At 40.7% G+C, this 15,146-nt stretch carries 18 protein-coding genes; 16 read left to right on the top strand and 2 right to left on the bottom strand.

Translation table 11 applies throughout. The features are described from left to right. Position 1: 1 nt before the first annotated feature. The 15 genes from IEX94_RS06890 to yajC all read left to right on the top strand — a co-directional run bounded on the left by IEX94_RS06890 (position 2) and on the right by yajC (position 12,176). Positions 2–331 (top strand): ribosomal-processing cysteine protease Prp, encoded by a 330-nt coding sequence (locus IEX94_RS06890; protein WP_156856288.1) that lies wholly within the window; start codon positions 2–4, stop codon positions 329–331. 13 nt (positions 332–344) lie between these two features. Continuing rightward, the gene (gene rpmA, locus IEX94_RS06885) at positions 345–635 is read left to right on the top strand and encodes a 50S ribosomal protein L27 (RefSeq protein ID WP_156856287.1); all 291 of its coding nucleotides are present in this window, start codon (positions 345–347) and stop codon (positions 633–635) included. Positions 636–976: 341 nt separating this feature from the next. Beyond that, positions 977–1,489 carry a Spo0B domain-containing protein gene (locus IEX94_RS06880; protein ID WP_188856592.1) on the top strand — a complete coding sequence of 171 codons (513 nt, stop codon included), beginning with the start codon at positions 977–979 and terminating at the stop codon, positions 1,487–1,489. Positions 1,490–1,500: 11 nt separating this feature from the next. Further along, positions 1,501–2,781, top strand: coding sequence for a GTPase ObgE (obgE, locus tag IEX94_RS06875; RefSeq protein WP_188856591.1), 1,281 nt, complete (start codon positions 1,501–1,503; stop codon positions 2,779–2,781). Positions 2,782–2,802: 21 nt separating this feature from the next. Continuing rightward, a complete protein-coding gene (gene pheA, locus IEX94_RS06870) occupies positions 2,803–3,654 on the top strand; it encodes a prephenate dehydratase (protein WP_188856590.1) in 852 nt (283 codons plus the stop codon). A gap of 136 nt (positions 3,655–3,790) precedes the next feature. Next, positions 3,791–4,690, top strand: a complete 900-nt coding sequence (safA, locus tag IEX94_RS19685; protein WP_229782606.1) for a SafA/ExsA family spore coat assembly protein — start codon at positions 3,791–3,793, stop codon at positions 4,688–4,690. Positions 4,691–4,924: 234 nt separating this feature from the next. Further along, positions 4,925–5,665 carry an NAD(+) synthase gene (nadE, locus tag IEX94_RS06860; protein WP_188856589.1) on the top strand — a complete coding sequence of 247 codons (741 nt, stop codon included), beginning with the start codon at positions 4,925–4,927 and terminating at the stop codon, positions 5,663–5,665. A gap of 58 nt (positions 5,666–5,723) precedes the next feature. Further along, positions 5,724–6,242 (top strand): YhcN/YlaJ family sporulation lipoprotein, encoded by a 519-nt coding sequence (locus tag IEX94_RS06855; protein WP_188856588.1) that lies wholly within the window; start codon positions 5,724–5,726, stop codon positions 6,240–6,242. Between the two features lie 296 nt (positions 6,243–6,538). After that, on the top strand, positions 6,539–7,273 hold the full coding sequence (locus IEX94_RS06850; protein WP_188856587.1) for a YebC/PmpR family DNA-binding transcriptional regulator: 735 nt from the start codon (positions 6,539–6,541) through the stop codon (positions 7,271–7,273). A 549-nt stretch (positions 7,274–7,822) separates the two neighbouring features. Further along, positions 7,823–8,425 carry a Holliday junction branch migration protein RuvA gene (ruvA, locus tag IEX94_RS06845; RefSeq protein ID WP_188856586.1) on the top strand — a complete coding sequence of 201 codons (603 nt, stop codon included), beginning with the start codon at positions 7,823–7,825 and terminating at the stop codon, positions 8,423–8,425. A gap of 18 nt (positions 8,426–8,443) precedes the next feature. Beyond that, the gene (gene ruvB / locus IEX94_RS06840) at positions 8,444–9,448 is read left to right on the top strand and encodes a Holliday junction branch migration DNA helicase RuvB (RefSeq protein ID WP_188856585.1); all 1,005 of its coding nucleotides are present in this window, start codon (positions 8,444–8,446) and stop codon (positions 9,446–9,448) included. Further along, on the top strand, positions 9,445–9,642 hold the full coding sequence (locus IEX94_RS06835; RefSeq protein WP_188856584.1) for a DUF2905 domain-containing protein: 198 nt from the start codon (positions 9,445–9,447) through the stop codon (positions 9,640–9,642). Before ruvB ends, IEX94_RS06835 begins: the two co-directional genes overlap by 4 nt. Positions 9,643–9,687: 45 nt before the next feature. Then, the gene (queA, locus tag IEX94_RS06830; protein WP_188856583.1) at positions 9,688–10,716 is read left to right on the top strand and encodes a tRNA preQ1(34) S-adenosylmethionine ribosyltransferase-isomerase QueA; all 1,029 of its coding nucleotides are present in this window, start codon (positions 9,688–9,690) and stop codon (positions 10,714–10,716) included. Positions 10,717–10,732: 16 nt separating this feature from the next. Continuing rightward, positions 10,733–11,872: a tRNA guanosine(34) transglycosylase Tgt gene (gene tgt, locus IEX94_RS06825; RefSeq protein WP_188856582.1), complete on the top strand. Its 1,140-nt coding sequence runs from the start codon at positions 10,733–10,735 to the stop codon at positions 11,870–11,872. A 55-nt stretch (positions 11,873–11,927) separates the two neighbouring features. After that, positions 11,928–12,176, top strand: a complete 249-nt coding sequence (yajC, locus tag IEX94_RS06820; protein WP_156856339.1) for a preprotein translocase subunit YajC — start codon at positions 11,928–11,930, stop codon at positions 12,174–12,176. 508 nt (positions 12,177–12,684) lie between these two features. Here yajC and IEX94_RS06815 read toward each other — a convergent pair. Continuing rightward, positions 12,685–13,062, bottom strand: coding sequence for a TIGR04086 family membrane protein (locus IEX94_RS06815; protein ID WP_188856581.1), 378 nt, complete (start codon positions 13,060–13,062; stop codon positions 12,685–12,687). Positions 13,063–13,155: 93 nt separating this feature from the next. After that, positions 13,156–14,709 (bottom strand): stage V sporulation protein B, encoded by a 1,554-nt coding sequence (gene spoVB / locus IEX94_RS06810; RefSeq protein ID WP_188856580.1) that lies wholly within the window; start codon positions 14,707–14,709, stop codon positions 13,156–13,158. A 113-nt stretch (positions 14,710–14,822) separates the two neighbouring features. On the opposite strand from spoVB, the gene IEX94_RS06805 reads away from it, so the two are divergent. Beyond that, a complete protein-coding gene (locus IEX94_RS06805; RefSeq protein ID WP_188856579.1) occupies positions 14,823–15,107 on the top strand; it encodes a post-transcriptional regulator in 285 nt (94 codons plus the stop codon). Positions 15,108–15,146: the final 39 nt, after the last annotated feature.

The following is a 15,146-nucleotide window of genomic DNA, read 5'->3' as shown; positions in this document are numbered from 1 at the left end:
AGTGATTCAAATAACTGTTGAACGTAAGAAAGATTTATTGCACTCCATTGAACTTTCTGGACATGCTGAAAGTGGACCATATGGCTATGACCTCGTCTGCGCGGCTGTTTCCGGAGTGTCGATTGGGGCAGTAAACGCAGTCTTCGAATTAACTGATACGGATATTGACGTTAAGCAGGGAGGAGAAGGTGGTTATTTAAAAATCACTTTCCCTTCCCTCTATATTGAAAACGAATTGGAAAAAGCACAACTTCTTCTTGAAGGAATGCTTGTTTCCTTAAAATCCATTGAAATGGAATACGGTGAATTTATACAAATTCAGGAAACATAAGGAGGTGCACGATATGCTACGTTTAGATTTACAGTTCTTTGCTCAGAAAAAAGGTGCAGGTAGTACTCGTAACGGACGTGATTCACATTCAAAACGTCTTGGCGCAAAACGTGCGGATGGCCAGTTTGTAACAGGTGGTTCCATTCTATACCGTCAACGCGGTACAAAAGTTTACCCGGGTGATAACGTTGGCCTTGGTTCAGATGATACACTATTTGCAAAAGTGGATGGTGTTGTTAAGTTCGAACGCTATGGTCGCGACCGTAAGAAAGTAAGTGTTTATCCGGAAGCTCAAGAAGCATAAAAGATAAATAGCGAACTCCAGCCAAATTTCGGCTGGAGTTTTTTGCTACTCACATAGGAGCCTATAAATTAAAATTCCAACCTCCACATATTGGGTTTCCCTCATGTTTAGAGGAGGGGGTATTACAGACCGTTAATGCGAGATAAAGCGCCCTCCAGTTAGTACGTTGCTGTGACACTACTGAAAGTGCTAGTGCGATCATTTCGGTGGGGCGAGTAATCCCAGCTTCAAGTGTTGCAACAAGAAAGACCTCGTGCTTTTATCCTTTCCCGTCTTTATTAAATTTGATGAAGTATTCATTCGTTTCTGCTATACTTTCTATATCAATGGGAGGTACACTTATGGAAGCAAAAGAGGTAGTAAGTATCATTCAATCGTATCGTCATGATTTGCTGAACGATCTGCAGATTATTCAGGGATATGTTAAATTAGGTAAGATGGAAAAAGTGGACGACAATCTGAATAAACTCTTCGCATTTTTCCATAAGGAAAGGAAATTACTGAATCTGAATATCCCTCATGTTGTTATCTGGTTTTTGGAATTCAGGATGAAGTACAATCAATTTAAGCTTGATTATTCGATCCGAGTTGATGATATAAAATTAACAGATGCAGATCTGTATATTAAAGAGAAATTGGATCAAATTATTCAAGATATAGAACAAAGAGCCGATGACGTAAACGTTTATACCATTCACGTGGATTTTACAGAAAATGAAAATGGCTGTACTATAAATGTTTCCATCGATTTGAAAGAGAGAAGTGCGGAAGATAATATTCCCCCTTCAGAAGATATTTACATAAAACAAACACCGGAAAAACGGATCTATAGCTTTGACGTGTTTGCAAGTTAAGAGGTGATAGTATGTTCGTCGATCAGGCTAAAGTATATGTGAAAGCAGGAGACGGTGGAAATGGTCTCGTTGCCTTCCGCAGGGAAAAATTTGTTCCAATGGGAGGACCAGCCGGCGGTGATGGCGGTAATGGAGCAGATGTAATTTTTGAAGTTGATGAAGGTTTGAACACACTGATGGATTTCCGTTATAATCGTCACTTTAAAGCAAAGCGCGGCGAAAACGGAATGAGTAAATCAATGCATGGTAAAAATGCTGAAGCCCTTGTCTTAAGTGTGCCGCCTGGAACGGTTGTTATTGATGAAGAAACAGAGGAAGTAATTGCAGATTTAACCGAACATAAACAACGGGCCGTCATTGCCAAGGGTGGAAGAGGCGGACGAGGGAATGTTCGCTTTGCGAGTCCTAAAAACCCCGCACCGGAAATTGCGGAAAACGGGGAACCTGGTGAGGAGAAAAATATCCGTATTGAACTTAAAGTAATCGCGGATGTTGGACTAGTTGGTTTCCCAAGTGTAGGTAAATCAACATTGCTATCTGTCGTAAGTGCAGCAAAACCTAAAATTGCTGATTACCATTTTACCACTTTGGCCCCGAATTTAGGAGTAGTCGATACAGGAGATGGTCGCAGTTTTGTCATGGCAGATTTGCCAGGTTTAATTGAAGGAGCGAGTGAAGGAGTAGGTCTCGGTTTTCAATTCCTCCGTCATGTCGAGCGGACAAGGCTCATCGTTCATGTCATTGATATGGCTGCATTAGACGGGCGTGATCCTTATGAGGATTATGTTACGATTAATGAAGAGCTTGCGTCTTATAACGAACGGCTTAAGAATTTGCCGCAGATAATTGTAGCGAATAAAATGGAGATGCCGGAAGCACAGGAAAATCTTGTCGACTTCAAGGAGAAGCTAGGGGAAGACATACGTATTTTCGAGGTGTCAGCAATCACAAAACAAGGCTTGAAAGAGCTAATTTATGAAATTGCTGACGAACTGGATACAATTCCGAAGAGAGAACCTGATATGACTGAGAGAGATGAAACGGTTGTCTATCGTCATCATAAAAAAGAGGATGATTTTCATATTACACGTAACCCGGATGGTTCTTTTGTTCTTCACGGGGAAAAATTGGAACGATTATTTAAAATGACTGATTTCACCCGCGAGGAATCGCAGCAGCGCTTCGCCCGTCAGTTGCGGGGAATGGGTGTAGATAATGCGCTTAGAGAGCGGGGAGCAAAGGATGGAGACACGATCCACTTGCTTGATTTGGAATTTGAATTTATAGAATAGATTTGTTTTGGGGGGAACATTTTGACGACGATTGGATATTTAGGACCAAAGGGAACATTTACGAAATTAGCGGTGGATACAACATTCAATAATGAGGACAAAGTCAGTTATTCAACGATCCCTGAATGTATTGATGCAGTAGCAAATGATGAGATTGACATAGCGGTAGTACCGATAGAGAATGCGATTGAAGGAACTGTGCAGTTGACTGTAGATTATTTAATTCATGAAGTCACTTTACCGGTTGTGGCAGAAGTTGTTGTGCCAATTCAACAACATTTACTCGTAAGGCCGGATTTTGGTGGAGACTTATCGCAAATTACGGAAATTCATTCCCATAGTCATGCGATCGCTCAGTGCCATCGTTATCTTCATAAAAACTTAACTACAGCAAAGTTTTCGTATACGACCTCTACAGGTCGAGCGGCAGAAATTGTCGCTGAAAGTACAGAACCAATTGCTGCGATTGGAAACAGTTTGGCAGCAGAAGAATATGGTTTACAGATTTTCGCGGAAAATATTCATGATTATGCTAATAACCATACGCGATTTATTGTATTGGCAAAAAATAAAGCATTAGTAAATGTGAAGCATCCGGTTCAATTGGAGAAAACGACGTTGAAGATTACGTTACCTAGTGATCAACCAGGTGCCCTGCATCAGATTCTCTCCGCTTTTGCTTGGAGGAAGATGAACTTATCAAAAATTGAATCCCGTCCGACAAAAACAGGATTAGGAAATTACTTTTTTATCATTGACGTCAACCAAGCTTATGATGATGCACTGTTCCCTGGTGTGAAAGGAGAACTCGAAGCGCTTGGCTGTGAGGTGAATGTATTAGGTACCTATCCGGTATATCACATGAATCTATAATAACGCAGAGGCTAGGAAGATAAATTTTCTCCTAGCTTCTTTTTTGTGTTCCTTCCGGGTTAACTTTTGAGATTACATTGCATATGTTGATATAGAGTAATTAGCCTAGATTGTTAACTAGAAAGGAAGGATCTTTTTGAAAATACACATTGTCCAAAAAGGAGACACGTTATGGGAGATTGCGAAGAAGTATCATGTGGATTTTGAAGAGCTAAAAGAACTGAATTCACATTTAGCAACCCCAGATATGATCATGCCCGGGATGAAAATAAGGATACCGACCCATTCCAAAAAGGTGACTCATGGAGATAAAACAAAAACGTTACCAAAAGCTGAAAAGAAACATGTTCCTGCTCCGAAAAAAGAAGTTAAGAAAGAAAAACCAATGACAGAGCTACCAAAAATGCCAACATTTCCATTTGAACCGCAGAAAATGTTACCAACTCTCGAGAAAAAGCACAAAGAGCATCCAGCAGAAATTCATCCAGAACTTCCGAAAACTAGTAAAAAGAAAGAAAAACCAAAAGCTAAAGAACATGTAAAACCGAAACAAGAAAAACAAGTAATGCCAAAAACACAGCCCGCGCACCCACCAATGCAGCCGCCTATGCACCAGCCAATAATGCCGCCGATGGAACAACCATGTTTCGTGCAACCACAAATGATGCCAATGTTTACTTATCCTTGTCCAGGATATATGCCAATGCCCCATGTGCCGAGTGGTTGTGGATGTGGCTGTGGCGGGGGACATGGACATCAGTCATTCCATCATGGCGGGCATGACCCGATGTTTATGCCAATGCCGATGCAAATGCCTATGCAAATGCAGATGCAGCACCAACCTCAAGCATTTCCTGGTATGATGCATCAACAGCAGTTCCAAGCACCTCCAGAAGAAATGTATCAAGGAGTAAACACAAATAACATGCAGATGTTTCCAGAACCAGCTTCAGGGTTAAGGAATGAAGAATTAGAATTATACCCGACACCTGATGGGAATGAAGCAGGTGCCTCAAATGATGAGAAAGAAGAATAATCATAAATCATTCAGAGACGAGACGTTACGTCTCTTTTTTTTGGGGTAAAAGAGAAATAGAAGAAATGGATACTTGTTTAATTTTAAAATAATGGTTTTCATGCTAAAATCGTACAAGACAGCGTTCTTAAAGTGAAACTCATTCAGTGGGATATCCTTACCACCCCACTGCATGTTAGCTGAACAGAATCAGGGATTTACGAACTGTAATACGTGATAAAGGAGTGTACCAATTTGGAACAACATATTGAATCGATTGTAAAATGGTTAAGAGAACGAACAGAAGCTGCAAAAGCAGACGGTTTGCTTGTTGGTGTAAGTGGCGGACTGGATTCTGCCGTTGTAGCTAATTTGATTAAACTTGCCTATCCTGATAATTCTTTAGGGGTTATCCTGCCTATCCAGACAAGTGAAAAGAATATTCAAGATGCACGCGACGTCACGACAGCTTGCGGGATAGAGGAAATGACAATCGACTTAACAGAAACACATAAAATGATGTATCAAGCCATTTCGGAAAAGATGATTGAAAATAAAAGTTTTGCTCAAGCGCAGGATCAATTAGCCGATGCTAATTTACGTGCTCGTTTACGAATGAGCACATTATACACAATCGCGGCGCATCGTAATCATTTGGTTGTCGGGACGGATAATGCGTCAGAATGGTATACCGGCTACTTTACAAAGTATGGCGATGGAGGAGTCGATATTCTCCCACTTGTTGATTTTACAAAGGGTGAAGTACGTGAAATGGCTCAAGCCTTAAATGTACCGCAAGCTGTGATTGAAAAAGTTCCAAGCGCTGATTTATGGGAAGAGCAGACAGACGAAATGGAAATGGGTATCTCATATGCTGTAATCGATGCATACTTGAAGGGGAAACAAATCTCCGAGGCTGATCGAGTGTTGATTGAAAGTATGCATGAACGCACGCAGCATAAAAGGAAAAGTCTGCCAATGTTTCGCAGAAAATAAAATAGATGTGTAAAACAACCTTTCTTATACAAACTATAGATAAGGAGGTTGTTTTATTATGTTGAAAAAATCAATATTCTTTCTCTCGCTTTTGTTTATCGCAGGCTGTGTAATGTCACCTGGAAATAATTCGCAACAAGAGGGATATGGGAGTCCAAGGGCACCGAGTTATAGGGGCAGCGGGCATGATGAGGGTAATGTCAATGATTACGGTAGAATGTTGCAACAGGAAGAGCTCTCAACGAATGATTTCAATTCCTACACTGATCCAACGATTACGGATAGAAGTGAACAGATTTCACAAAAATTACTGGAAAACCGCGATATTATCATGGCAGAAGTCCACGAAAGGGATGATCAGATTTATGTTGCGGTTCGGCTTAGGGAAAATATTGCAGATACTTCCCATGAAGAAAATGTCATTCCTGAAATTGAAAAACAGGTGAGGGATGTTATGGGAACGGATGAAAAGCAGATTGTTATATGGACAGACCATATCGAATGGAATCAATTCAAAAACGAAGGAGCAGAGCTCGATTTCATGGACAACTTCAACAATTTTTTTGAAAGAGAATAAGTTGAAATAATTTTAAAGTGGTGTAAAACGTTTCCAGTGGAGGTCCACAGTCCCCTACCTCCCCCTTTCCTCAGAAATCCCTAGGTATCGGGACTGTTCCCTGGGTACACCCTAATGCATACTCATGTTATTTTTATTCGATAATATTTTAATATTCAGTAAGCCTAGCAATCAGTTTCTCGCGGAACAGTCCCAATACAAGGCGCCAGTAAAATTGCTCTGTGGAGGCTATACTTTTCACTAGGGTCATTTTTTGGTATAGTTATTAAAGATATTGCTAGAGAGGAGAATGTCCAATGGCTGGCCATTCCAAGTGGAAGAATATACAAAGAAGAAAAGGTGCACAAGACGCAAAACGGGGCAAAATCTTCATGCGCCATGCAAAAGATATTTATACCGCAGCGAAACAAGGTGGCGGAGACGAAACAATGAACCCGGCACTCCGTTTAGCAATCGAAAAAGCTAAAGCGGATAATATGCCGAATGATAACATAGAAAGAAACATTAAAAAAGCAACAGGAACTTTAGATGGGAGAAACTTTGAAGAAATTACTTATGAAGGTTACGGTCCCGCTGGAACAGCAATAATCGTCAATGCGCTTACTGACAATAAAAACAGAACAGCAGGAGAAATAAGACACGCTTTTAGTAAAAACGGCGGAAACCTTGGAGAAAGCGGAAGTGTCGCATTCATGTTTGACAGGAAAGGTATTATTATCATCAATAATGAACAAGGTGAGATTGATGAAGATGAAATCACACTTGAAGCACTAGAAGCAGGAGCTGACGATATCCATACACACGAAGGCGTATATGAAATTGTTACGAGCCCGGAAAATTTCTCTGATGTAGTTGCATATTTTATGGAAAAAGACTTTGACATAACAGATAGCGAGTTAACGTTAATTCCACAAAATTATACCGCAGTATCGGGAGAAGATGCAGAAAAAGTACAGCAACTGATCGATGCTTTAGAAGATAATGAAGATGTTCAAGAGGTTTACCATAACATTGATGAAACAAATGAATGATTATCTCTAAAACTTCTATTCCAAACTGGGATAGAAGTTTCATCATTTCTATCCTTTTATCACGTATTAACGGTCTGTAATACCCCACTTCTAAACATGAGGGAAGCCCAATATGTGAAGGGCGGGGATAAACAGCCCGTAAATGCCTGATTCTGTTCAACTAACATTCAGTGGGGAGGGAAGGAATTCCCCATTGAATGAAGTTTCACTTTATCACGTATTAACGGTCTGTAATATCCCCACTTCTAAACATGAGGGAAGCCCAATATGTGAAGGGCGGGGATAAACAGTCCGTAAATGCCTGATTCTGTTCAACTAACATTCAGTGGGGAGGTAAGGAATCCCCACTGAATGAAGTTTCACTTTAACATGGTGCAACCGTCTGGAAACCCCTCCATTGCCAATCGGAGGACGAATTAATTTAAGCGGGCTGACGTACGCTGACACCTTGATTAACTGGACTAATCTTTAGCGGGAATCCCTAACTGAATGAAGTCTTGTTTTATGTTAGTATAAATCTATGAGGAAACAAAAGGAGAAGGTCATTAGATGATTGCTTATATAAAAGGCAAGTTGATGGCGATACAAGATGAAGCTATCATTGTTGAAACAACAGGTGGAATTGGTTATGAACTGCTTTGTCCGAACCCGTTTTATTACCAGCATCAACTCGAAGAAGAAGTAATGATCCAGACATATCATCATGTCCGGGAAGATGCGCAGCTTTTATACGGGTTTAAAAATGAAGATGAGAAATATTTATTCACTAAGCTAATTTCTGTTTCAGGCATTGGACCTAAAGGTGCACTTGGAATTATGAGTGCGGTTGATATCCCTTCCTTTGTTACTGCGGTAGAAAATGAGGATGAGAAATTCCTGACGCAGTTCCCCGGGGTAGGTAAAAAAACTGCCAGACAAATTATTTTAGACTTGAAAGGGAAGCTCACTTCCTCGTTCAGTATTACACCAACGGAAGCTGAGGATATACAAAGAACAGATGAAGCTGCCTTAACAGAAGCGAAAGAAGCACTGAGAGCTTTAGGCTATACAGAAAAAGAACTGACAAGCATCATGCCTGCATTGAGAAAAGAAAACTTGACGAATTCGGATGAAATTGTCCGCAAAGGGTTAGCATTATTATTACAAAGCTAAGAGAGGAGGAAGAGTTTGATGGAAGAAAGAATGGTAGCCGGGGACGTGCAGGAAGAAGATCTTGGACTCGAACAAAGTTTACGGCCAGAAACCCTTAAGCAATATATTGGACAAGATAAAGTGAAGGAGAACTTACAAATCTTTATTCAAGCAGCTAAAATGCGGAATGAGCCGCTAGATCATGTTTTACTATCAGGACCACCTGGTCTTGGGAAAACAACGCTTGCTGCTATTATCGCCAATGAAATGGGAGTCGATTTCCGGACTACTTCAGGACCAGCGATTGAACGTGCTGGTGATTTGGCTGCAATTCTCTCCTCTCTTGAAGCAGGTGACGTCTTATTCATAGATGAGGTGCACCGATTACCAAGGGTTGTGGAAGAAGTCCTCTATCCGGCAATGGAGGATTATTTCCTCGATATCGTTATTGGCACTGGTCCAAGTGCCCGTTCTGTTCGAATTGATCTACCACCATTTACTTTAGTCGGTGCCACCACCCGATCAGGATTGCTGACTGCTCCGCTCCGTGACAGATTCGGTGTTTTGAGCCGGCTTGAATATTATGAACAGAAAGATTTAACATCAATTATCGAACGGACTGCTGAGATATTCGAAACATCGATTAAGAAAGAAGCAGCAGCAGAAATCGCCTTGCGAGCCAGGGGAACACCAAGGATCGCCAATCGTTTATTCAGAAGGATTCGTGATATTTCCCAAGTAAAAGGGGAAAAAACAATTAGTTTAGACATCACGAAGCAGGCACTTGCCATGCTGCAAGTTGATGACGCGGGCCTTGATCATATTGATCATAAATTACTAACAACGATCATCGAACGGTTTAATGGAGGTCCAGTGGGGCTGGATACGCTGGCTGCTACGATCGGAGAAGAGGCGCAAACGATTGAGGATGTGTATGAACCGTATTTGATGCAGCAAGGCTTTATCCAGCGGACACCTCGTGGAAGAATGGCTACCGCTCAAGCTTATGTACATTTTGGAATGGAAGGGCCGGAAAAGAGATGAATATAAGTAAATTACTGATTATAGCGGGGATCGTTTTAATCATACTCGGACTCATCTGGCGTTTTATTGGCAGACTTCCCGGTGATATTCAGTTCAAGACTGGAAATGTGACAGTTTATTTTCCGATCGTCACTTCTATTTTAATCAGTATTATTCTGACGCTGATTTTTTATGTTATCGGCAAGTTCAGATAACGAATTCGAATAATTTGAAACCGAAACAGAATGAAGGAGACACCTATGAATATAGAAGATTTTGATTTTCATTTACCAGAGCGCCTTATTGCGCAAACGCCGCTAAAAGATAGAACCCAATCGAAGTTACTCGTCTTAGATCGAGGTAAGGATAATCCAGAACATCGAAATTTTAAAGATATCAAGGATTATTTAAAGCCAGGTGACTGCCTTGTATTAAATGATACGAAAGTTCTGCCAGCAAGATTGTTCGGTATAAAAAAAGATACAGGTGCAAAGATTGAAGTATTGCTGCTTCATCAAGACAAAGAGGATACGTGGGAAGTATTAACGAAGCCTGCGAAAAAAGTGAAAATCGGTACAGAACTGATATTTGGAAATAATGAGTTACGTGCAGTTTGTACAGGGATTAAAGATCATGGTGGAAGAATTTTTGAGTTTTATTATAAGGGCATATTCTATGAAGTGCTTGATAAGTTAGGGGAAATGCCTTTACCTCCATATATTAAGGAACAGTTACCGGAAAAAGATCGTTACCAGACTGTTTATGCGAGAGAAGAAGGATCTGCTGCCGCCCCTACAGCGGGGTTACATTTCACAACTGAATTGTTAGAAGAACTTAAGCAGTCGGGAATAAAGCTTGCCTTCATCACGTTGCATGTTGGACTGGGCACCTTCCGACCAGTCAGTGTTGATAATATTAAGGAACATGAAATGCATGCAGAGTTTTATCATATGTCCGAGGATACGGCGGCTACATTAAATGAAGTCAAACAATCAAGCGGCCGGATCATCTCCGTTGGTACAACATCGACACGTACATTAGAAACGATTGCAAGAGATAATAATGGGGAGTTTATTGCAACAAGCGGTTGGACGAATATTTTCATTTATCCGCCTTACACTTTCCAAGCGATCGATGGATTGATTACAAACTTTCATTTACCAAAATCTACCCTTATCATGTTGATCAGTGCTTTTGCTGGAAGAGATAAAGTGTTGGATGCTTACAGAGAAGCAGTTGAGAAAGAATATCGTTTCTTCAGCTTTGGTGATGCAATGCTAATTATATAGACAAAGGAAGAATAATATGGTACCTATAACATATGAATTAATTAAAACAGATAAGCAAACAGGTGCAAGGTTGGGAAGAGTTCATACTCCTCATGGTTCCTTCGATACACCGACATTCATGCCGGTCGGAACACTTGCAACTGTGAAGACAATGAGTCCGGAAGAGTTACAAGAGATGAACGCAAATATCATTCTCTCCAATACGTATCATCTTTGGCTACGACCAGGAGAAGATATTATCCGTGAAGCAGGCGGGCTGCATAAGTTCATGAATTGGGACGGAGCTATCCTCACCGATTCTGGAGGTTTCCAAGTGTTCAGTCTGAGCGATATGCGGGAAATTGTGGAGGAGGGTGTCCATTTTCGTAACCATTTAAACGGGGACAAGCTTTTCCTTTCTCCTGAAAAAGCGATGCAGATTCAAAATGATCTCGGGGCCGATATTATGATGGCCTTTGATGAGTGCCCGCCATTTCCTGCTACTCATGAGTATATGAAGTCTTCCGTCGAACGGACGGCGCGTTGGGCAGAGAGATGCCTCGAAGCGCATGGCAGACCGGATGAGCAAGGATTATTCGGTATTGTCCAAGGTGGGGAGTATGAAGATCTACGGAAGCAGAGTGCCAATGATTTAATCTCGCTTGATTTCCCAGGATATGCAATTGGTGGTCTTTCTGTCGGGGAACCAAAGGATGTGATGAACCGGGTACTTGAATTAACAACTCCATTATTACCGACAGATAAACCGAGATATTTAATGGGGGTTGGTTCACCTGACTCCCTTATCGATGGTGCAATACGTGGAGTTGATATGTTTGACTGTGTTTTGCCAACCCGGATAGCGAGAAATGGGACATGTATGACGTCAACAGGGAGACTTGTTGTGAGAAATGCGAAATTCGCACGCGATTTCCGTCCAATTGATGAAAATTGTGATTGCTATGCATGTAGAAATTATTCTCGTGCATATATTCGTCACCTTGTTAAAAGTAATGAAACATTCGGATTTAGACTTACCACTTATCATAATCTTCATTTTCTGTTAAAATTAATGGAGCAAGTACGAGCTGCTATACGCGAAGATCGTCTTGGTGATTTTAAAGAGGAGTTTTTTGAACAATACGGGTTTAACAAACCAGACGCAAAAAACTTTTAACTTGAATATGTTCTCTTAAAGAGATAATAAGGAAGGAGGATGAACGTTGGATTTAATGGCATTGTTACCGATAATTTTAATGTTTGTAATTTTTTACTTCTTACTAATCCGTCCACAGCAAAAGAGGCAGAAACAAGTAAGAGAAATGCAAAATGATCTGCAAAAAGGCGATAAGGTTATTACAATCGGCGGTTTCCATGGAATTATCCATGCGCTTGATGAAGGTACAGTAGTTATTCAAGCAGGAGACGGTACGAAACTTACGTACGACCGATCCGCAATCCGCGAGAAGGTAGCTGAGTAAGCCCAAATGTGATTCAACTACATAGAATTGCAAAAAACAAAGGCGGAAGCGCCCGTTTAGCAACGTACAAACTGGAGCACTCCGTAATGAGATAAAGGAAACACAACGAGCGCAGTGAGTTGATGTTGACTTATCGATTGGAGGAGTGTGAAGTTTGCTAGTTGCTGGGCGCTGGAGCCGGACGTGGCTAGCCCTGGATATCTAAGTTACCCACAGCATTTTTATTTTATAGTTTCTTATACTACAAAAAAATGGTCCTATTAAAGGGCCATTTTTGTAATCTCAAGTAGATGATTGTCCATTGATGTACGAAATCTTGATAACTTTTTAAACCATGAATATAGCTTCCTGCACTTCGCTTTCCATCAGGAGTCTCCAGGTGTTTTTTTGTTAAGATATAATTCAAAATAAGATAATATAATAGGAGCCACAAGTTAGAGAATCTTCCGGAGCTGTCTCAAGGTATCGGGACTATTGACTTTAAGTAGAGAAGAAGGGATCTGTTAGCTCATTCTGCATCTTTTTGAAAGAGGTTAACGCCGATCATGCCGCCGAAGATTGCGGCTAGTATGAAGCCTGTGTGGTGAAGCATCTGCTGCATGGAAAAGCCATTTTGATAGCCGAGATATTGAACGAGAAAAATAAATAACGTAAACCCGAGTCCCGTTAACCCGCCAACGACCCATCCCTTTGATTTCCCCTTAATCCCAGTGATCATCCCACCAATAAACAACCCAACCAACCCGACTGAAAATGCTACCCAAGAAAGCATCCATTGACTAATTGTTGTAAACTGTAAAACTAATGCCAACACAAAACTAGAAACTACAATGAACAAAAGAATGAAAATCCAGCCATATAATAAAGCGATCAATTGACGTTGCAACGTAATCTCCCCCTATGGTCGTCCTTTTTATTACTTTATTCAACCATGCGCCCTAATAGAAGTGAATTTTCACAGAATCTCCAATTTTCCCGATTAGCTTAACCATTTATCAAAAATAGGGATTGCTCGCAGTTCTTCCTTTGTAATAAACTGGAGTAGAAACAATACACTGAGATAAATCGCAATCAATAGAAGGAAGATCAACCCAAGCATCATTATTCCCCCCGAACTTAAGATATAAATTTCTCTTAACATCCAACCGACGAAAAAAGGCAAGAGGAAAAGAGCGATCATTTTCAGCATATCTTTGAGGGGAATATGATATTTGATTTTTTTATTCAGCACCGTTAAGTGTAATAAAGTAACAAGTATGACGGAGGTTGAATGAGCTATGGCTACACCATTTATCCCGAATGCTGGTTGCTGTGCCAATACAAAAATTATTAATAATTTCATGAAAGTGCCAATCAATGTATTCCACATCGATTCCTTTGCATAATCAAGTGCTTGCAGTGCCGATTGTAATGGTGCTTGAATGTAAAGTAGAATATAAAAGGGGGCCATTAGAACGAGCAGCTGATTGGCACTCGAACTCCCGTACATGAATAATAAAATTTGTTCAGAGAAGAGTAACAATACAATAGTCGCAATCGCTCCTGAGGCAAATGAAATCCGGATTGCTTGATGAATCCGATAATGTATAAGTTTTTGATTGTTTTTTGCTCCTGCTTCGGAAATGGATGGAATCAGCGCGATTGCAAGAGAATGTGTAATAAACGTTGGTAAGAATAGTAATGGGATGACGTAGCCTGTCAGTTCACCGTACTGCTTCGTAACTAGTGTTGCAGTCACTCCTGCAATAGCAAGAGCTTGAGAAACGAGAATCGGCTCAAGGAAATTAGAGATAGATCCAATCAGTCTGCTGCCAGTGCTCGGCAAGGCTATTGAGAATAATTCACGCATTGTTTCTCTTGTATTCTTGAAATAAGAACGGATCGGTCTTCGATTTTTACCTGATTTTCGTAATTTAAATTGATATAGCATGTACATAAGAGAAGCAAACTCGCCCAGGATTACACTGAACATTGCTCCTGCTGCAGCGAACTCAACACCGTACGGAAGAAGCAGCTTAATGAAAATATAAACAAACACTATCCGGACGATCTGTTCGAACACTTGTGCATAGCTTTGCGGCTTCATATTATGCTTACCCTGGAAGTATCCCCGAAGAACGGATGAGATGGCGACAATCGGAACAATCGGACTAATTGCGAGCAAAGGATAAATTGTGCGCTCATCTGTAAGTAGCGTCGAGGCGATATAGGGAGAACCGAGTATCATAGCGATTGTTAAAATAATACTTGTGACTGAAGTAATGAGCAGGGAGACGACAAGAATGCTTCTGATTTTCTCATGATTACCTACTGCATCGGCTTCAGCAACACGCTTAGCAATAGCAACAGGCAGCCCAATTTGGGTCAATGTAATGACTAAAAACAAGGTCGGAAGGGCGAGCATATACAGGCCTACACCTTCTTCACCAATTAAACGCGCAACTACAATTCGGTTGATGAAGCCGAGGAAACGCGTAATCATTCCAGCTAGCATAAGGATTAAAGCACCTTGTAAAAATGTTTGCCTTGTCATTTTATCGTCCTGCCTTCTCAAAAAATACAAATTCATATACAATAATATATATGCAAATGTGTTGGCCAAGCATGACAAGATTCTATAAATACTCCATTTAGGAGGGGTAGATAATGGAAACAATTCAAAGCGTTAAAAAATGGAAACTAACCGTTACACCTTTTTTACACAGTAAAGCTGAAGAATTGCATCTAATGGGTTATGAGCAGGCAACTAGTGAAGATGTCTGGAAATGCCTTGTAGATAAAGTATGGAAAGGGTATCCGGATAAGCGGATTTATGAGACGGTAGCTGATATTATGCAATTAAACTCATCCATTTACTTAAGCTACCTTACCGTCAGTTCGTTTCAAGATGATGATCTTGCCGGTTCCATTGCTGCTTTATTAGATACATAAAGGAATTTTAACCCGAGAGATTAAGGGAGGAACAAGGAA

The sequence above is a fragment of the Oceanobacillus indicireducens genome, from assembly GCF_014647195.1.
GTDB lineage: Bacteria > Bacillota > Bacilli > Bacillales > Amphibacillaceae > Oceanobacillus > Oceanobacillus indicireducens.
This window is presented reverse-complemented; position numbering and strand designations above follow the sequence as displayed.